The following is an 18,435-nucleotide window of genomic DNA, read 5'->3' as shown; positions in this document are numbered from 1 at the left end:
GGTCTCCGTGAGACCGCCCCCGCACGACCGAAGTCCCGCTACACTCCCGCCACCCGGCGAAAGACCAGGTCAGACACCGAAATCCTGCTGGAGTACTAGAGCAGCGTCCGGACCGTCCACAACTCCGGGAACTCCCGGCGCTGGACCCGCCGCTGCAGCCAACTCACGCCTGACGTGCCTCCGGTGCCGACCTTGGCGCCGATCAGCCGCTCCGCGACGAGCGCATGAACCGCCCGCCACCGGCAGAATCCGTAGGACAGCTCGATGAGCGCTTCCGCCAGGTCGAAGAGGGACTGGTGCTCGCGGCGGTTCTGGTAGACCTCCCGCCAGGCGTCGACCACGTCCGGGTGCTCCTCGTAGGGCTCACTCCAGTCGCGGTCGAGGCACCGGTCCGGCAGGGGAACGCCTCCCTTGTGCAGCTGCTCGAGGACGGCGTCGTAGAGGCTGGGCCGGGACAGCAGCTCACGCAGACGTCGGGCCTCCGCGGCCGGCACGCCGCCGCGGAGGAGGAACGTGTGATCCCGTTCCCCGAGGCGCGTCATCAGCTCCCGATAGGTGACGGACTGGGCACCCGAGGCCGAACCGAGCGCACCGCGGAACGCCCCGAACTCCGCCGGGCTCAGGGTGCCGAGGACTTCCCACGTCTCCCTCAGCACTCCGTGGACGCGTTGCGCGCGCCCCACCTGGGTGATGGCGTCGAGCAGGTCTCCCTGCTCGACGTGGCGCTGCAGGCGGTCGATCTCCCCCACCAGGAGCTTCAACGTCAGCTCGGCGACCTGGTGCATGATGAGGAACAGGGGTTCGCCGGCGCCGTTCGTGATGCACGCCTGCAAGGACAGGAGCTTGTCCAACTGGAGGTACTGCGCGTACGAACCGTGATCCCGAGCAGGGGCACCAGTTCCGTGCGGAGAAGTCATGCCGTCCACCTGACGTGAGAGGGGCTCGTCCTGGTCGGGCTTCACGCCTCGTCGTCGAGTGCTGCTCGGGCCACGTCGGCGAGGGCGTGCTCCAAGAGGCCCCCCAATACCTCCAGGTCGCCCGACGACAGCACACGTCGCGGAGCCGTGAGAGAGACACCGAACGTCGACTGCCCCGGGGTGTCGAACACCCATGCGTCGATGTTCAGCTCCGTCAACGCCGAACGGCCGGGCGGCTCCGGCACATCGAGTGCCCCCAGCTCCGGGACCTCCGAGCAGAAGTCCCAGCCCGAGCTCGAACCCGATCTCGATCCGAACCTCCCGAGGTAGTTCACGCCGATCTGCCCGATGGGATGCTTCTCGAGAACGGCCCTCGTCTCGGGGTTGAGGTGTCGCAGGAGCCCGTAACCGATGCCCTTGTCGGGAAGACCCGACAGCGCGTCGACCGCACTGGCGTGAGCTGCGCGGGCCGAGACGGAGGGGGACCCCGGCACGGCGACACGCACGGGATAGGCGGTGGTGAAGCACCCAAACGTCCTCGTCAGGTCCACGCCCGGGAAGACGGACTCCTCCCTCCCGTGCCCCTCCAGCCACAGGAGCACGGACGAGCCCACGGTCGCATCGGTCCGACGGAACTCGGCCACCGCCACCGCGACGCTCGCCACCAGCAGACCGTCCATGCCGCCCGCACCCCGTTCCGCGGCCGCCAGCAACGATGCGGTGTGGTCGGGAGGGAGTACGAGACGTGCGTGGACGAGCGTGTCCGTCAGGTCGACCGTGGGGTCCAGGCGGTTGCGCCCCACGGGCTCGTCGGGCCCGTCGACGACCGACCGCCAGTACTCGAGTTCCTGGACGCGCGTGCGCGCAGCAGCTTCCCTGGTGAGGATGTCGACCCACTCCCCCATCCCGGTCGCCGGCAACGGCGGGACCTCTCGGCTGCCGGCCACCGCTGCGGGCGCCGAGAGAGCGGCCAGATCATCCAGCAGGACACGCCACGACACCCCGTCCACCACCGCGTGGTGGACCACCGCCAGGAGCCGACGTGCCTGCGTCGTCGCAGACTCGAACCAGACGAACTGGCCGATCACGCCCCCTGCGGGATCCAACCTCTGCACTGCCGAGTCGCGTTCCGCGACCACGAGCGACTGCCATGCCGCGCCCTCGACACCGTCAGGCACGTCGACCACTGTGATCGATGTCGCCACGGGGACGTTCGCGCGTGGGCCGACGACCAGGCAGCCGTCGCGATCCAGACGGCATCGGAGCAGCTCGTGCCGCTCAACCACCTTCTCCAGCAAAGGGACCAGGTCGGTCCGGAGGAAGCCGTCCGGAGCCTCGAAGAGGGCCGCCTGCGCGGACCGCTCGAACCCGGGTCCGGCGTCCCGGTTCCACTGCGTGACCGGGAGGAGCGGAATGCGCTTCTCCTGCGCCGGCCCGGTCGCCCGGTCGGACGACGGCACCTTCACGGCGGTCGTCCGGGCGACAGCGGCCAGCTTGGCCACGGTCCGGAGCTCGATCATCTGTCGAACACTGAACCGCAGGCCACGGGCGCGAGCCAACGAGACGACGCGCATCGCGCGGACGCTGTCCCCGCCCACCGTGTAGAAATCATCGTCGACACCGATGGTCTCGCGTCCGAGGACCTCGCAGAAGATGTCGGCCACGCTGCGTTCCGCCGGACTGGACGGCGACGCGGAGGCCTCGGACGTGAACTCCGGCACCGGCAACGCGGCCGCGTCGAGCTTGCCGTTGGGCATCAGGGGCAAGCGCTCGAGGACCACGAGGACGGCGGGAATCATGCTCGCGGGCAGCCTGTCGACGAGCCACGTCCGGCACCGCGCTGCCAGCTCGTCCCGCCACGCACCCGGGTCGCTCCCGCTGGTCCCCGACCACGTCCCGGCGCTGCCCGCCGGCACCGCATACGCGATCAACCGGCGCCCGTCGTCCTCGAACCGACCACCCGCGGCGCGGACGACCGCCTGGTCGACATCAGGGTGTTGGACGAGGACCTCCTCGATCTCGCCGGGCTCGATGCGGACGCCGTTGATCTTCACCTGCCCGTCCACCCGGCCGCGGAACACCAGTTCGCCAGCCTCGTTCCAGGAGACCAGGTCGCCGGTCCGGTACATGCGGTCCCCGGGCTCGGCGAAGGGGCATGCCACGAACCGGGACGCGGTCAGGCCCGGCTGCCCCAGGTACCCCCGCGCGAGGTGCGGGCCGTGCAGGTAGAGCTCGCCCGGCTCGCCCGTTGGGAGCGGCTCCAGCCGGCCGTCGAGGACGTACGCGTCGGTGCCCGCCATCGCCGGCCCGATCGGGATCTCGACCTCGTCCGCCGACAGTGCACGGCTCACGGTGGCGCAGACCGTCGTCTCGGTCGGCCCGTACCCGTTCACCATCCGGCGCCGCGCGGACCACGTCCGGATGAGGCCGAGCGAGACCTTGTCCCCGGTGGTGAGGAGCGACTCGACGGTCGACAGGGTTCCGTCGCCGGCCGCCGCGAGCACCTGCGGTGTCAGCATCACCGCGGTGACCCCGTGACGGGCAATGGTGTCGGAGAGCGACTTCCCAGGAGACAGGTCAGCTCGGTCGGCGAGCACCAGGGTGCTCCCGGAGGCGAGAGCGACGCACACCTCGGACAGCGACGCGTCGAAGGTCGGGAAGGCGAACTGGAGGACCCTGCTCCGCGACGTGATGTCCATCGATGTCGCCAGCGTGGAAACGAGGCCGGGAATCCCCGCGTGCGAGACCAAAACACCCTTCGGGTTGCCGGTCGACCCCGAGGTGTACATGACGTACGCCAGATCGTCGCGCGTCGCGGGCGCATGACGCTGCTCCGCCTCGCGCTCCGGGTCGGGAGGACGACGCTCGGCGTCGAGGGCCTCGACCGTCACGATGCCGCTCCGCTGCGGCAGAGCCGACCGGACGCTCTCGTCGGCGACGATCAGGAACGGCGAGGCATCGCCGATCATGAACTCGATCCGCTTCCCCGGGCTGTCGGGATCGATCGGCAGGTACGCACCTCCCGCGCGGAGCACGGACAGCACGGTGGTCCAGAAACTCAGGGGGTTCCGCACCGCCAGAGCGACGACGGACTCCCGCCCGACCCCACGGTCGACGAGCGCACGTGACCGTCGGACGATGACGGCGTCGAGTTCGGCGTAGGTGAGCCTCGTGTCGTCGCCGTAGACGATCGCGACAGCATCCGGGGTTCGTTCGGCCTGGTCCCTGAGGAGATCGTTGATCGTGGTCGACGGCGGGTTCGCGTGCGCGTTCATCGTGCCCTCATTTCCCAGGATCGGTCGAGGAGACCTTCTCGAGGACGATCATCCCGAATCTGAGGAAGGATGGCTCCGCCCGATCGTCCACCCAGATCGGAACCGCCGCGCTCTGGAACCCCCTGTTCACCGACGACAGCACGAGCGCCCCACCTCCTGCGAACGCCGACTGACCCTGGTGCAGCAGGTACCAGTTCTCGGAACCGCCGCCCAGGAACAGCTTGAACTCCATGCCGTCGCTCGCCGCCCGGATCTCCAGCTTGTGGCCGTCCGCCTCGTACGTTCCCACGCAGTGGGATTCCTGCAACGTGTTGGCGGCAGCTCCGTCGGCCGGCCACTGCCGATCGGTCGCGGCCAGCAGGATCTCGGAGTACAGGGGGAAAGACGGGAACGAATTGGTCATGACCAGGAATCCACGGTCCTCTTCCTTGAACATCCTCAGGAAGATGTGCTGCCCCTCGGTCGCAGCTTCGAAGCCGAAGGACTCGTCGTCGAAGAGCAGCCACCCGAGTCCCCATGAGTCGTACATCGGATGGCCGGGGATACCGATCTGCGGCGAGCGCATCTCGCGAGCGAGGGTCTCCGACAGCACCCGGACGCCGTTCCCGCCGACACCGTCGGACATCGCGCACCGCGCCAAGAGGCTGATCTCGTGCGGCGTCATGTAGATGGTGGTCGATCCGAAGCAGTCGGCCACCCGTTCGAGATCAGCCGGCGCCACGGGTTGGTATCCCTGGCCTCCCGCACGCGCCGAGTACCCCGTAACCACGGTCTCGTCGAGTCCGGAGAGCCCGCCTCCGTCCTCCGGCTCCGCGATCGCCGATATCCCGAGCGGCGTGAGCAGCATCGTGTTGACGGCGCGCTGCCAACTCTCCTGCAGGATGTTCTCGATCAGCACGGCAGCCACGGCCGTACCGATGTTGTTGTAGGCGAAGACCTGGCCGGGTTCAGCGATCTGCCGATAACCCTGGAGACCCTCCACGTACTCTGCAGGAGTTCGAGGATTCACCTGGTTCCAGACCTCGAACGCCTGGTCCACCCCCGTTGAATGACTGAGCGCGGATCGCAGCGTGATCGGTGCGCTCACGCCGTCCCGTCGTAAGCACGCCCCGGGAACGCGGTCGCACAACGGTTCGTCCAGCGAGACGACGCCCCGGTCGACAAGCATCATGGCCACGTACGCGATGAGGACCTTGGAGAGGCAACCGATGGGCTGCCGGGACTCGTCGGACCAGTCCCGCGCGGTGTCGAGGTCGCCGTGGCCCGAGAACGTGTAGTACGTGCTGTCGCCGTCGAGGAGTGCAACAGCCCCACCCGGCAGGCCCTCCGCGTCGACGACATCGTCGAGCGCAGCCCGGACGCGGCGCAACCTCTCTTCGGTTTCCACGGCAACCTCGTTCGACGTGTTGCTGGTCATCGCCGCCGGCTCCTTTCGCAGTGACGGTGGAGGTGGAGTGGGAGCGCCTAGGAGACGAGCGTCGTCCTGAGGGACCTGTAGCCGTACAGGAAGTTCGAGTACACGCGCTGCGGATGTTCCTCGGTCTCGATCGACGCAACGGACTCGGCGAGCGCCTGCAGCAGGTACTTGAGACTCGCCCGACCCAGGGCGGCACCCAGGCAGAAGTGGGGACCCCAGCCGAAGCCGAGGTGCTTGTTGGGACGCCGGGACAGGTTTAACGAGCCGGGATCGTCGAACGCCTCCTCGTCGCGGTTCGCCGAGATGTTCCACAGGCTCACGACGTCGCCGCGAGCGATCCGGGTCCCACCGACGGTGACATCCTTCTCCGCGGTGCGGGCGAAGTGCATCGCCGGCGTGGCCCAACGGATGAGCTCTTCGACGGCGGTGTCGTAGTCGACCGACCCGCTCTTCAACGACCGCCACTGGTCAGGGTGGCCGTGCAGCGCTCTCACGGCCGAGGTCGCGGACATGCGAGACGATTCGTCACCACCCAGTATGAGGCTGTAGCAGTTGAGTGCGACGTCTTCTGTGCTGAGCTGTTCACCCTGTACGCGCCCGTGCGCCAGAGCGCTGATCGGGTCATCTCCGGGTGCCGCCCGTCTCTCCTCCACCAGATCGATGAAGTAGAGGATGATCTCGTTCCGGGCGTTCAGGGCGTCGAGCAGGGTATCATCCAGGCTCGTGGACGACAGCGTCTGCTTGTTCCACTCCATCAGCATCGTACGATCACTGCCCGGCACCTGCAGCACATCACAGATGGTCTCGATCGGCATACGGTCCGCTATCGACTCGACGAAGTCGAACTCACCGCTCCCGGTCCATCGCCGCACCAGTTGACGACTGCGTCTGAGCAACGTCGGCTCCATGCGGCGGACGTACTCTGGCGACAAGGCACGGGCCATGAGGATGCGCAGCTCGCGGTGCCGCGGCGGATCGGTCACCGCGAGCATCTTCCCGCCCGCAGAATCAGGGCCCCGGAGGAGCACGTCCAACACGGTCCCCCGGGACGAGGACAGACCGTCGACATTCACGTACGCATCACGAACGTCCCGGTAGCGCGATACGACCCAGAATCCGGGACGATCGCTCCTCGGCTCGTGCCAGGTGACGCCCCGACGGCGGGACTCCGCCCAGAAATCGTCGCCAGCTCCGGTGCCGCCCATTAAAGAGGGGTCTGCCAAATCCTGCTCGATGGGCCACACGCCGTCCGCTGACACCATCAGTATCTCCTCGTACCGTGCCGGCGTTCGAGTGCGTGGCTGTTCACACACAATGGTCTACTTGATGAACCTCGGGATCGTCAACGTGCGCATCTGCCCCGGGCCCACGAGCAGGCTCGTGCTCCGACGGTCGATCGAGGACGGACAGCTCGGTCCGATGGCGGGCGGATCGCCCGCGTCGAGGGTCACCGTTGCTGCTGCGGATTCCATTCGGGCCGTTGTCTGACCTGCTGCGGAACAACTGCCGGACCAACTCCGAACGTGCTGGTGACGCCGATGTGCACGGCGGGCAACACCTGCCGCGGCACGTTGTTTTGGCAGATTCCCGGGACGCCGACGCCCGAGCACGTAGGGTCGGTAGGGTCGGTCGCGCAGATCGTGATCGACCCCGACCCGGTACCGCCACGGGCCGCCCACCGGGCCGCCGAGGCGACACCCACCAGGCGAAGGAGACAGCACCATGACGACCGCCGACGGCGCCGCGCCACTGGTCGACGACACGACCGAGCCCGCGCCCGAGGAGCTGGCCCTCGGGCGCTACGAGCTCTATGACCCGGGGAAGCTGTTCGCCCACGACAGCACCTACATCAACTTCGGGTACTGGGCGGAGGCCACCACGTTCACCGGGGCCAGCGAAGCGCTCACCGACGCGCTCGCCCGCACGGCAGGGCTCGCACCCGGGGACCGTGTCCTCGACGTGGGCTTCGGTTTCGGCGCGCAGGACTTCCGATGGCTCACGACGTACCCGCACAGCACCATCGACGCCGTGACGATCACCGCGAGCCACCTCGCGCACGCCAGATCGCGCGCGGAACGCGAGGGCCTCACCGAGCGGATCACCTTCCACCGGTGCTCGGCGACCGCGATCGAACAGGCCTTCATCGCCGGATCCTTCGACCGGGTGCTGGCGCTGGAGGCGGCTTTCCACTTCGACACGCGCGCGGAGTTCTTCCGCCAGGCCCACACCCTGCTGCGCCCGGGTGGGGTGCTCGCCGTGACCGACATCGTGCCCCGGCATCCGCAGGCGACCGGCACCGACGACCCGCTGCGCACGTCGATGTTCGCGGGTATGGCACCGGAGGCGAACTGGTACGGCGTCGACACCTACCGTGACCGGTTGGCCACGGCCGGGTTCGACGACGTCGAGATCAGGTCGATCCACGGCGACGTGTTCGCACCCTACCTGCGCGCTGCGCTCCGGACCGTCGACGACCCGGAGTACGTCGAGCGCGTCGGTACCGAGCTCGCCGACCTCGTCCGGGAGAACCTCAGCGACCAGGCGGCGCTGCACGCGCAGATCGACGGCCTCGACTACGTCCTGGTGCGGGCAGCCAAGAGCTGAACGCGCGCCCGCCACGGCTCGGGGGAGAACACGGGCACGGGCGGTGGGGTCGCCGTGCAGATCGCGCCGGCGAGGGCCTGACCGGCGGGAAGGCCGCAAGAACCACGACCACGGCCCGTCCGCTCGGAGCCGTGGAGCAGCGGACATCCCGCGCCCCGGCAACCCGCGTCCAACATATCGTCGGCTCACGCCACCTTCCCCCCCATCTGTCCTTGCTGATACGTTGTGAAGATGGGGTCGTGGCGAGACGCGGATGATATGTCCGAACGAATCAAGAGGAAGTGGTTCCGGCAATTTGTCACCCGGTCGTCCCAAGAAGAGCACCAGACCCATTACGAAGAGATCTACGACCGTTTTGCGAACTACACGCTTATACCCGAAGACTCCTTCTGCGATAACCTCGCCCTGATCCATGAGCGATCGCGCGCACTCCGAGGCGCGTTCGTCGAATGCGGTACCTGGAAGGGCGGGATGGCCGCGGCGATGATGCAGATCGGCGGTCCCGGGCGCAAGTACCACTTCTACGACTCGTTCGAAGGCCTTCCTCCGGCGGCCACCATCGATGGACCCGACGCTGTCGCCTGGCAGTCCGACTCCGACGATCCGTTCTACCTCGACAACCTCCACGCGGATTACGACGAGTTCCTCTCCCTCATCCGTTCCTCGGGCGATCACGCTGACCACGTCTCTGTCGAGAAGGGGTGGTTCGACGACACCGTCCCGAACTACTGCGGTGATCCGATCGCGGTCCTGCGCATCGACGGGGACTGGTACCGATCCACCAAGCTGTGCCTCGACGTCATGTTCCAGCACGTCGAGGTCGACGGTGTGGTCATCCTCGACGACTACGACTTCTGGGACGGGTGCAGCAGGGCTGTTCACGACTTCCTGGCGGAAACCGGTTCGACCGCCCGGATCCGACGTACGGGGGACAGTTCCATAGCCTTCCTCCACAAGATCGATCCGTAATCCGTAGCAGGCGATCACCGCGCTGAGTGGGCTGCCACCTCGGCGCATCCAGCGTCATGATCGAACGCTACCGCTACCGCTACCGCGGAGCTCGGATCCCGACTCCGTGGACCATCGAACCGGCAGCCAACAACGGCTGACCACTGGCCAAGCCACGTGGAGAGCCGGATGCGTGGCCAACACGCACGTCCGGTTCGGGTCGGCGGCCCAGAGAAACGGAACGGCAGCAATGCCGTTCACCGCGCTCTGGGCCGACCGCACATGGTCACGGGTGATCTGGAGTTCGCGCGGGTCTGAGACGGTGCCCGCCTCGCGGAGATCGGCCAGCCGACGCTGAAACTCCTCGGCCAGGTGCTGATAGGGCCCTGGCCGCTGGTTGCCCTGTGGGTCGGTGCGTGCGTAGAAGCCCGTTCTGGCGACGCCGGCTTCTCGTGCAAGAGTCTTGAGGTTGCAACCGCCGCGGGCTGGAAGCTGCCCCAGCAGTAGGCGGTCCATCGCAGCACGGATGCTGGCCTCGTTGCGACGGCGCTGTTCGGTGGTCAGCGGCATGATGTGCACTCCTGCATTGCGGTCTGCGGAAACGTGGCGGAGGTCTGGGCCAGTTGGCGGGCCAATGATCGGTCCCTCTGCGTCGGCCGTTCACGAGGTCGTGATCATGGAATATCGTGCCGGTCATGACCACGGATGACTGGTTGGCTGACACCCGCACCTCTTATGACACGGTCGCGGTCAGCTATGCCGACCAAGTGCGAGGTGCCCTCGCCGGACACCAGTACCTTTGCGCGGCGCTGGCGTTGTTCGCCGACAGCGTGCGGGTCGCTGGCGGCGGGCCGGTCGCGGACGTCGGCTGCGGCCCCGGTGAAGTCACCGCCCACCTGCATGAGCTCGGTGTCGACGCCTTCGGTGTCGACCTCTCCCCGGGGATGATTGACGTGGCCCGGCGCGACCACCCCGGCCTGCGGTTCGAGGTGGGCTCGATGGCGGAACTGGACCTCCCCGTTGCTTCGGTGGCCGGCCTGCTCGCCTGGCAGTCGTTGATCCACATCCCCGACGACGAGGTGCCGACTGTGTTCGGGCACTTCCACCGAGCAATGCGTCCAGGCGGACCGCTGCAGCTCCTGTTTCAGGTGGGTGACGAGTCGCAGTTGAAGACGGAGGGCTATGGCGGTCACCCGATGAAGGTCCATGTGTACCGCCGTCAGCCGGATCAGGTGGCATCCTGGCTGCGCGATGCCGGATTCGTGGTCGAGGCCGAGATGCTGCTCGACCCGGATGCGAAAGCTCAGCAAGCGATTCTTTTCGCACGCAGTAAGCCCTAACTTCTGCATATGTCGGGCTCGCCACTCGGAACCGAAGGACATGCGGGTGTACTCATAGCGGTGCTGGTGGCCTGGTCGATGCTGTCGAGCACTCGTTGGACGCGGTCGTGCTCGCGTCGTAGCCGGGTCTTCTCCCCTGTGGGGACTCTGGGGTTGCCGAGGAACGCTTGAAAGGTGGCCGCCTGCTCGGCCCAGATCGGGCGGTGACAGGCATGATGGGTGGCCTGCGGACAGCGGGCCGAGTCGCAGAGTCCGATCAGCGGCCGAGTCGCCTCGGTGGTCCCGGCCAGCCGCAGGCAGAGCGCTTTCGTTGGGTCGCGGAACCAGCAGTAGTTGGCCGGGCCGACATGCAGGGTTCCTGCGTGGGTGCGGAGCAGGTTCTCCACTCGACGGTCGGTGTCCAGCACCGACGGCTCCAACGAGGCGCCCTCCTGGAGCGCTCCGTCGACGTGGGTGAATGTCGCGATGAGATCCCGAGCGCCGGGTCCGGCGGGGAGCTGTCCGGCTTGGAACTGGCGGAACGCGTCGATGGTCAGGTGCAGGTGGTGTTCCTCTTCCAGTTCCTGGACCTGGGCGTGGAACAGTGCTTGTGATCCGCCGGGGCGGTTGGCGTAGCCCTCGGTGGTGGCAGTCGACACGTGCTTGAGGTGGATCTTCGCCGCGAGCAGTCCGCCGGGACGTTGGGCTAGTTCCTGGGCAAGGGTGCGGCGCAGCATCCGGAGGTTGAGCGGGCCGGCGGGGATCGGTGTCAGACCGAGTCGATGCCCGGCGGGGCCGTTGATCCAGTTCCGCAGCCGTGGGTAGCTGGTGTGGAAGACCATCGCGCCGAACACGGGTTCGCCGATGTCGCCGCCGTGGAGGCGTTTGGCGAGCGCGATCGCTTGGTCGATTTCGGCGACGACGACCCACTCGTCGTTCTCGCCGCCGAACTGGCGGCCCTTGATGACCTTGCTGGCCAGGCGGAACCGCTGGCCGCCGCCGGTGACCATGCGAGGAGACAGCCGGGAGCCGACCCGCAGTTCCAGCAGTTCGCTCGTCCGCATGCCGCTGGCCGCCGCGGTGAGGATCAGGCAGGCGGTGCGGACCGCGGTGACCAGGCCCCGGATCTCGTGGTAGGACACCGGCAGCGTCCAGGGGCGGGGCTGCCCGCCGTCCGCGCCAGAAACCGGTGCTGCGTTGCGGCCCCAGGCATGCTGGACACCCAGCACCCGGACGGCGTGTTCGAGGTGCGGCCGGATCTGCTCGACGTGGCGCAGCAGCAGCTTNGCTGCGTTGCGGCCCCAGGCATGCTGGACACCCAGCACCCGGACGGCGTGTTCGAGGTGCGGCCGGATCTGCTCGACGTGGCGCAGCAGCAGCTTTGACCATGTGCGGTCGGCCCAGAGCGCGGTGAACGGCATTGCTGCCGTTCCGTTTCTCTGGGCCGCCGACCCGAACCGGACGTGCGTGTTGGCCACGCATCCGGCTCTCCACGTGGCTTGGCCAGTGGTCAGCCGTTGTTGGCTGCCGGTTCGATGGTCCACGGAGTCGGGATCCGAGCTCCGCGGTAGCGGTAGCGTTCGATCATGACGCTGGATGCGCCGAGGAACACGGTGCCGCTGTCGGCGAACCTCCATCCCTGGTCACAGAATCCCTTCAACTGGCTGCTGGGGATGCCGTGTTTGCGGCGGAGCCAGATCGCGACGCGGTGCCACGCGTGGTGGTCGACCGCGTTGAATGTCCGCTTCGCCGCGCCGTGTCGGAAGTAGGTCGCCCACCCGGTCATCGTCCGGTTCAGGCCCTCCAAGAGGGTGGCCAGACTCTGATTCTGGGTGTATTTGTAGGTCCGTTCCGAGACTCGGTCCTTGACGGCCTTGATGGCCTTCTTCGAGGGCCGGGTATAGACGACGAGCTTGTTCGTGTCGCGTTTCCGCTGGCGGCGGATGTGGTGGCCGAGAAAGTCGAAGCCGTCTTCGATGTGGACCACACGGGTCTTCTCCGGTGAAAGCCGCGGTCCGAGCGGGGCCAGGACCTCGGCGACCTGCTCGCACAGGGCCGACACCTCGGCCCGGTGGGCCGGGCCGCTGACGAGGACGACGAAGTCGTCCGCGTAGCGGACCAATCTCCAGTTTCCCGTTCCGATCTTGCGTCGCTTCTCGCGCTGCCAACTGGTGCCCATCCGGGTGTGCCACCGGACGTGGAAGTGCTCGTCCAGTGCCGTCAGAGCGATGTTGGCCAGCAGCGGGGAGAGGATCCCGCCCTGGGGAGTGCCGGTGGGGGTGTCCTTGGCGATGCCGTGGTGCATGACCCCGGCCTTCAAGTACGCCTTCACCAGCGCCAGGACGCGCTTGTCGGAGATCCTGGCCCGTAGCCGGTCCATCAGGGCGACGTGATCGATGTTGTCGAAACACGCCTCGATGTCGGCTTCCAGGACTACGGAGTAGCCCCGGCGGGCCAGATACACAATCTCCGCGATGGCGTCATGGGCTCGGCGGCCCGGCCGGAACCCGTAGGAGACCGGCAGGAAGTCGGCCTCGAAGATGGACTCCAGGACCGCCTTCAGTGCGGCTTGCACGCCCCGGTCCTTCACGGTCGGAATGCCAAGATCACGCATCTTCCCGTTGGACTTGGGGATCTGGGTGCGCCGCACCGGTGCGGGCCGGTAGATCCGCGCCTTGAGCTCGTCCCTGATGTCCATCAGGAACGGCTGTACTCCCGGCCCGGATTCGATCGCGGCCACGGTCAGCCCGTCGATCCCAGCCGTCTTCGCCCCGGTGTTGCCCGCGACCCTGTGCCAGGCATCGATCAGGAACCCCGGGTCGTAGACCAGTGTTGTACAGATCGTCGAATCGGCGCGAGGCATCCGCCTGCGCCCACTGGTGCAACTTGAGCTGCATCTTCCGTACCGGGACACCCAGCCGCCAAGCGGCGGCCATCCCGACCCCGGTGTTCACCAGGGCATCTTCGGACGTTGCAGTCCTCTCCTTGTCTGTCACGTTGCCGCCCTTCCCCGTGCGGCCGGCTCTCCCGGCCCCGGAGTACTACGGCGGCTCCGCCCCGCCCACGCCCTTCGGCGGGCAACGCGCCTATCCCGTCCCGTGCCGCTGGAGGCGACTTGGGTGGGGAGCAGATCGCGGACGGTTCCCACGTTCACCGCTGATCGATCGACGGGTGAGGCGCCCGGCTATGCCCCTGCGGCATCGCCACGGTTACGCCGTAGACCTTCACGGGTCTTCTCCTCAGGCGGTAGAACACCCGTAGGCAACGGGCTCTGCCAAGAACTCTGACGCGCGACACAGAACCAGCAAGCGCCCGGAAGTTCAAGTCTGGTTAGAGGGGGACATGGTTGTTAGCATCGGCGTCCGTTTCACGTGCCCTCGCGTACATCTCGCCGTCGAATTCCGGCCAACATCACAGCCACTCACTAGTGGGGGATTCTGATGTGGCACCATCTCCATGACGGCAGCAGGATAGCTGGCGCCGGTTATCAGAATCAGTGCCGACTGCCCGACCAAGCGGGCGAATCGTCGAACATCTCGTGGGTTCCGACTGCACGAACTCGAATTCGGAAGATGGAAGATGGGAGTGCAGGCTTCGGTCCGAGGACGCAGACGACGATGCACCGATCCGCACGAGCCGACGTCCACGGGTCGGCCGGTATCCACACCCGCAGCGCCGGTCCGACAGGTGATCGGCGCGCAGGAACCTGGCAACGAGTCAACAACGAATTCGGAGGAGCATCCGTGATCGGTCCCGAGATGCCGTGCAAGCGGAGCGCGATCCACAACCTGACCATTGATGCGGCCGATCGATCCACGGACGAGAGCGCGCGGTCGGACTCCGCCATCCGTGAGGGCATCGCGCTGCCGCCGGAGCTGTGCGCCGTGAGCGATCTCGTGCTCGGGGAGGCGGTGATCGTCGCTCGCATCGGCGCCAGCAACATCGAGAACCGGGTGCACACGTTCGTCGTGCATTCCGACACTGGCATGGTGGAAGCCCGCGGCAGCGTCGCCCACTTCCTGAGCGCAGGCGACCTGGTGTGCATCATATCGGAGACCAGGCTCGGGGATCGCGGCCAGGAACTCCACGCGGACGGAACGCTGCCCATCGTCGACTACGGCATCATCCCGGGCAACAAGCTGGACACCGGGACGTTGAAGTACGAGCGCCTGACCGGTGACGAGGAACTGGGGTCGGTGCCGGACGAACACCCGCTCAGGGAGGAGCTGATGCCCAGGCTGATGGTCAACAGCTTGATCACGGGGCTCGTCGTCAACGACACGAAGGACGACTGCCTGCTCGGGAGCGCGGAGATCCCGGGCAGCGTGATGCGCGAAGCCAACATGTCCCGGCACACAATGGTGACGGTCTACAACTCGTCGGCCGGCGGCGGGACGAACACCTACGCCGTGCCCATGCCCGACGGCGTGATCATGACCACCGGGGCCATGGCCGGATTCGCTCCGCTCGGAGCAACGGTCAGCGTCGCGTCGTTCCGGTTCGCCGACAAGAACCATCGCATGTCGCTGGTGCTGACCGACGGAACTGCGGCGATCCGGCAGTAGCTGCACACGTCGTTCGACGCGATGAGCGGCCGGCGCGAGGGCCCGGCGCATCGCGACGCCGACCACGCGGTGTTCCGAGATCCCCATCAGCACGACGATCGACAGGAGCAGCACACGATGTCCGAGACCTCCAGCTCCCACGAACTCCCGCAGGGCCTCGTCCTGCCCGTGCCGGATGGGTTCGTACCCCGCGAGGAGATGCGTCCCCTCACCCCCTTCCTGGGCAACTGGCGATGCGAATCCACGGTGTACCCTCCGGGACGCGAGGATTCCCCGGTGAAGGGATTGTTCCGGGGCAAGCTCTCGCCGATCCTCCGGGGCACGTGGTACGAGTGGGACTACACCCAGGAACCGAACGAGCTGCACCCGACGGGTCAGCACTGCCGATACATCTTCGGCTGGAGCCCCGAGCTCGAGCAGTTCGTGTCGATCTACTTCGACGATCGGGGCAACCACATCGATGCGGTCACGTCCGGTGCTGGTTGGGTCGACGGTCACCTGATCTTCTCGGGCGCGATCCTGTTGCGCGACCACGGCGGCGACGTCATCATGACCGACGATTTCACCTCCGACGGACCAGGGCATCTGCACAACGTGGTGACCATCACGTCCGACGGGATCCCGAAACTGCACGCGGAGCTCGACTTCCGCCACGAGAATCCCTGACGCGTCCGGCTGGCATGACGTATCCACAGAGAGCGGAGATCACGGTTGCCAAAGATCATCCTTCCGAACTTCCGGGCCGACTACTCGGAGCAGGTTCGCGACTGGTTGGGAATCTCGGATGCGACGGCGTCGTCGACCGACACGACAGCGAGGTTCCTGTGGCACGCGGAGGACGGGGACGTGCTGGTCATACCCGACACCGTGGACCCCGACTTCCCGGGCTACGTTGCGGACACCCTCGGCATCGACGGCACGAGCGTCCACGTGGAGCGGACGCAGACTCCGCTGAGCGAAGCGGTCCTGCAGGATCCGGAGTTCATCGACCGGCTCGCCGCGCACACGGGAACCGGCGCGGGATGGAGCTTGTTCCCCTGCGTGTCGACGCGCGCCGCCGCGCAGCTGACCCGGAAGCTGAACGTCGCAGCGCTCGACGGCTACGAGTTCGCCATGCAGAACGGCATCGATCTGCTGAACATGAAGTCGACGTTCCGCAGGCTGGCGGCCGGTCTCGGCACCCCGCTGACGGACGGCGTCGTCGCTCGCGGTCCGGCTGAGGTGCGGAGCGCGATCCAGGAACTGATCGCTGAGACCGGAATGGTCATCGCCAAGCAGGACAGGAGTGGTGGCGGCCACGGCAACATCGGAATATCGACGTCGCCGGAGTCGTCCTTCCCGGGAACGCGCGAGGTCCTGGCGTACGCCAACGACCAGCTCGATACCCTCGCAGACACCCTGTGGTCGCAGCTGACGGACACCCAGAACCAGTTCATCACGTTGGAGACGTACCACCGCGCAGACCAACGATTCTTCTTCGAGTACCACCTCGACGGCGACCGTGCACGTTTCCTGCACAGCTCGATCCTGAAGTACGAGCAGTTGCCGGAGGGTTCTGGCGGCAGCGCCAAGTGGATCGGACTGGACTCCCCGTCACGTTCTGAGTTCGAGGCGACCTTGAAGCCCGCGGAAGAGTTCATCGAACTGGTCCGGACCATCGGCTACCGCGGGTACGTGAACATCGACGGCATCGTGCTGGACGATGGCCGGGTCTTCTTCCACGAGATCAACGCTCGCTGGAGCGGCGGTCTCATCTACCACACCGTCGCCGAACGACTCCTCGGGCACGACTACGCCCGCAACAACTTCTTCTCTTCCATCCTCAATGTTGTGCCCGCGGGGCTCGCGGACCTTCTCCGGTCGATCGAGAGGGCGGGCGTGAGGTACGACAAGGACTCAGGTGAAGGGGCTGTGGTTCTCGGCTGCAACTCGGATCTCGGTCCGGGAGCCGAACTGCTCGTGTTCTCCAAGGACTGGGATCGGCTCACAGCGATGAAGGACGAGATCGCCACGACGGCCGGAACGTTGTCTTAAGGATGTGAGAGGGAATGTGGGGATGGAAAATTCGCGTCACGGCTTCTCCGACGTCAAGAAGCTCCGGCACCTGAGTGACGGCTACTGGGACTCGGCGGCACGGCTCGGAGTCCATGGCGCAGTGCTGCAGGCCGTCCCGGGAGGAAGACTCAGCGCGCCGGACGGTCGAGTAGCGGTCAACATGTCGTCCTACTCCTATCTGGGGCTGGACGAGAGCCCGAGGATCATCGACGCCGCGATCGCCGCGCTGCGGAGCAACATGGTCCTGAACAGTTCGTTGTCGCGAGTCCGGATGACCCTTCCGCTTCTCGAAGAAGCCGAGTGCGCACTCGGCGATCTGTTCGGGGCGGATGTGGCGACCCTCAATTCGTGCTCGGCAGCGGCGTGGGCCACGTTGCCGGTCCTGGCTTCCGGTCTCCTCACCGATGGTGTCGCCCCGGTGATGGTGTTCGACAAGCGCGCCCATTTCTGCATGGCGGCGCTCAAGTCCCTGTGTGCCGACGAGACCAGGGTCGAGACGATCAGGCACAACGACGTCGACGCTCTTGCCGACATCTGCAGGAAGAACAAACGCGTAGCTTATGTCTGCGATTCCGTCTACAGCACGGGAGGGACTCTAGCGCCACTTGAGGAACTCTTCGAGCTCCAGGAGGAGTTCGGGCTCTTCCTCTACTTCGACGAAGCACACAGCACGTCGGTGATCGGTGACATGGGCCGGGGTTATGTTCTGGACCGGATGGGCGCGATCAACGATTCGACCATGCTCATCACGTCGCTGAACAAGGGTTTCGGTGCATCAGGCGGTGCCATCGTGTTCGGTCCCAGGGACGACGACCGCAAACGAAAGATCATCCAGCGCAGCAGCGGCCCGATGATGTGGTCCCAGCGTTTGACCACTCCGGCACTGGGCGCGATCATCGAGTCCGCCAAGCTCCACCGCAGTGAGGCTCTGCCTGAGTTGCAAGCCAAACTGCACAGCAACATTGCGCTTTTCGATGGCCTCGTTCGTGCCGCTGGCCAGGGAAACAGCGTCCCGATCCGATACCTGGAGCTGGGTTCCGAGGCCGATACGCTGGAAACGTCGGCTTACCTGTTCGACAACGGATTCTACGTGGAGCCGGACTTCTTCCCAATCGTCAGCAGGGGTGCGGCGGGCCTGCGCGCCCGAATCCGGTCCTCCATGTCGACCGCGGACATCGAGCAGTTCGCACACGTGTGGCACAAGCTCGGGGTCGATCAGCAGTAGGAGGTCGAGTCTGAGGCTCACCTGCTTCGCCACCAACACGCCCGGCCGGCCGATCGCCGAGCTCGAGCTCCGTCACCGGCTGCGGGCCAGGGCCGAGGACCGCATCCGGG

General features: G+C 66.7%; 14 protein-coding genes. 7 read left to right on the top strand and 7 right to left on the bottom strand.

From position 1 onward, the window contains the following. Positions 1-95: 95 nt before the first annotated feature. The 5 genes from M1203_RS38280 to M1203_RS38260 are packed head-to-tail and all read right to left on the bottom strand — an operon-like array spanning position 96 to position 7,081. Entirely contained in the window at positions 96-917 is an 822-nt protein-coding gene (locus M1203_RS38280) for a tryptophan 2,3-dioxygenase (RefSeq protein ID WP_249954487.1), read from the bottom strand. A 41-nt stretch (positions 918-958) separates the two neighbouring features. Then, the gene (locus tag M1203_RS38275) at positions 959-4,192 is read right to left on the bottom strand and encodes an amino acid adenylation domain-containing protein (protein ID WP_249954486.1); all 3,234 of its coding nucleotides are present in this window, start codon (positions 4,190-4,192) and stop codon (positions 959-961) included. Between the two features lie 7 nt (positions 4,193-4,199). Continuing rightward, a complete protein-coding gene (locus M1203_RS38270) occupies positions 4,200-5,609 on the bottom strand; it encodes a serine hydrolase (RefSeq protein WP_099970843.1) in 1,410 nt (469 codons plus the stop codon). Positions 5,610-5,656: 47 nt separating this feature from the next. Further along, positions 5,657-6,871, bottom strand: a complete 1,215-nt coding sequence (locus M1203_RS38265; RefSeq protein WP_249954485.1) for a cytochrome P450 — start codon at positions 6,869-6,871, stop codon at positions 5,657-5,659. A 57-nt stretch (positions 6,872-6,928) separates the two neighbouring features. Next, positions 6,929-7,081 carry a hypothetical protein gene (locus tag M1203_RS38260; RefSeq protein WP_249954484.1) on the bottom strand — a complete coding sequence of 51 codons (153 nt, stop codon included), beginning with the start codon at positions 7,079-7,081 and terminating at the stop codon, positions 6,929-6,931. A gap of 250 nt (positions 7,082-7,331) precedes the next feature. On the opposite strand from M1203_RS38260, the gene M1203_RS38255 reads away from it, so the two are divergent. Then, complete coding sequence (locus M1203_RS38255) at positions 7,332-8,213, top strand: methyltransferase domain-containing protein (RefSeq protein WP_249954483.1); 882 nt, start codon at positions 7,332-7,334, stop codon at positions 8,211-8,213. Between the two features lie 231 nt (positions 8,214-8,444). Then, positions 8,445-9,182, top strand: a complete 738-nt coding sequence (locus M1203_RS38250; protein ID WP_249954482.1) for a TylF/MycF/NovP-related O-methyltransferase — start codon at positions 8,445-8,447, stop codon at positions 9,180-9,182. Between the two features lie 54 nt (positions 9,183-9,236). Here M1203_RS38250 and M1203_RS38245 read toward each other — a convergent pair whose 3' ends face one another. Next, positions 9,237-9,731, bottom strand: a complete 495-nt coding sequence (locus M1203_RS38245) for a hypothetical protein (RefSeq protein ID WP_249954481.1) — start codon at positions 9,729-9,731, stop codon at positions 9,237-9,239. A gap of 125 nt (positions 9,732-9,856) precedes the next feature. Here M1203_RS38245 and M1203_RS38240 point away from each other — a divergent pair, with 125 nt between their 5' ends. Next, positions 9,857-10,501, top strand: coding sequence for a class I SAM-dependent methyltransferase (locus M1203_RS38240; protein WP_099970846.1), 645 nt, complete (start codon positions 9,857-9,859; stop codon positions 10,499-10,501). Between the two features lie 1,489 nt (positions 10,502-11,990). On the opposite strand, the gene ltrA is transcribed toward M1203_RS38240, so the two are convergent. Continuing rightward, complete coding sequence (gene ltrA, locus M1203_RS38235) at positions 11,991-13,343, bottom strand: group II intron reverse transcriptase/maturase (RefSeq protein WP_249954480.1); 1,353 nt, start codon at positions 13,341-13,343, stop codon at positions 11,991-11,993. A 577-nt stretch (positions 13,344-13,920) separates the two neighbouring features. Here ltrA and M1203_RS38230 point away from each other — a divergent pair. From M1203_RS38230 to M1203_RS38215, 4 genes are read left to right on the top strand one after another with little or no spacing between them, the layout of a single operon-like run. Next, positions 13,921-15,045: an aspartate 1-decarboxylase gene (locus tag M1203_RS38230; RefSeq protein WP_249954479.1), complete on the top strand. Its 1,125-nt coding sequence runs from the start codon at positions 13,921-13,923 to the stop codon at positions 15,043-15,045. Between the two features lie 21 nt (positions 15,046-15,066). Further along, positions 15,067-15,711, top strand: coding sequence for a hypothetical protein (locus M1203_RS38225; protein ID WP_249954478.1), 645 nt, complete (start codon positions 15,067-15,069; stop codon positions 15,709-15,711). Between the two features lie 45 nt (positions 15,712-15,756). Beyond that, a complete protein-coding gene (locus tag M1203_RS38220) occupies positions 15,757-17,079 on the top strand; it encodes a hypothetical protein (RefSeq protein ID WP_308404968.1) in 1,323 nt (440 codons plus the stop codon). A 22-nt stretch (positions 17,080-17,101) separates the two neighbouring features. After that, entirely contained in the window at positions 17,102-18,325 is a 1,224-nt protein-coding gene (locus M1203_RS38215) for an aminotransferase class I/II-fold pyridoxal phosphate-dependent enzyme (RefSeq protein WP_249954476.1), read from the top strand. Positions 18,326-18,435: the final 110 nt, after the last annotated feature.

It is taken from the genome of Streptomyces sp. 35G-GA-8 (assembly GCF_023534745.1).
GTDB lineage: Bacteria > Actinomycetota > Actinomycetes > Streptomycetales > Streptomycetaceae > Streptomyces.
Note: the sequence above shows the minus strand (reverse complement) of the source record. Positions and strands in the feature narration are given on the sequence as shown.

Coding starts and splice junctions, on each gene's coding strand:
- M1203_RS38280 (WP_249954487.1), bottom strand. CDS start 917: ATGACTTCTCCGCACGGAACTGGTGCCCCTGCTCGGGATCACGGTTCG.
- M1203_RS38275 (WP_249954486.1), bottom strand. CDS start 4,192: ATGAACGCGCACGCGAACCCGCCGTCGACCACGATCAACGATCTCCTC.
- M1203_RS38270 (WP_099970843.1), bottom strand. CDS start 5,609: ATGACCAGCAACACGTCGAACGAGGTTGCCGTGGAAACCGAAGAGAGG.
- M1203_RS38265 (WP_249954485.1), bottom strand. CDS start 6,871: ATGGTGTCAGCGGACGGCGTGTGGCCCATCGAGCAGGATTTGGCAGAC.
- M1203_RS38260 (WP_249954484.1), bottom strand. CDS start 7,081: ATGGAATCCGCAGCAGCAACGGTGACCCTCGACGCGGGCGATCCGCCC.
- M1203_RS38255 (WP_249954483.1), top strand. CDS start 7,332: ATGACGACCGCCGACGGCGCCGCGCCACTGGTCGACGACACGACCGAG.
- M1203_RS38250 (WP_249954482.1), top strand. CDS start 8,445: ATGGGGTCGTGGCGAGACGCGGATGATATGTCCGAACGAATCAAGAGG.
- M1203_RS38245 (WP_249954481.1), bottom strand. CDS start 9,731: ATGCCGCTGACCACCGAACAGCGCCGTCGCAACGAGGCCAGCATCCGT.
- M1203_RS38240 (WP_099970846.1), top strand. CDS start 9,857: ATGACCACGGATGACTGGTTGGCTGACACCCGCACCTCTTATGACACG.
- ltrA (WP_249954480.1), bottom strand. CDS start 13,343: ATGCCTCGCGCCGATTCGACGATCTGTACAACACTGGTCTACGACCCG.
- M1203_RS38230 (WP_249954479.1), top strand. CDS start 13,921: ATGTGGCACCATCTCCATGACGGCAGCAGGATAGCTGGCGCCGGTTAT.
- M1203_RS38225 (WP_249954478.1), top strand. CDS start 15,067: ATGAGCGGCCGGCGCGAGGGCCCGGCGCATCGCGACGCCGACCACGCG.
- M1203_RS38215 (WP_249954476.1), top strand. CDS start 17,102: ATGGAAAATTCGCGTCACGGCTTCTCCGACGTCAAGAAGCTCCGGCAC.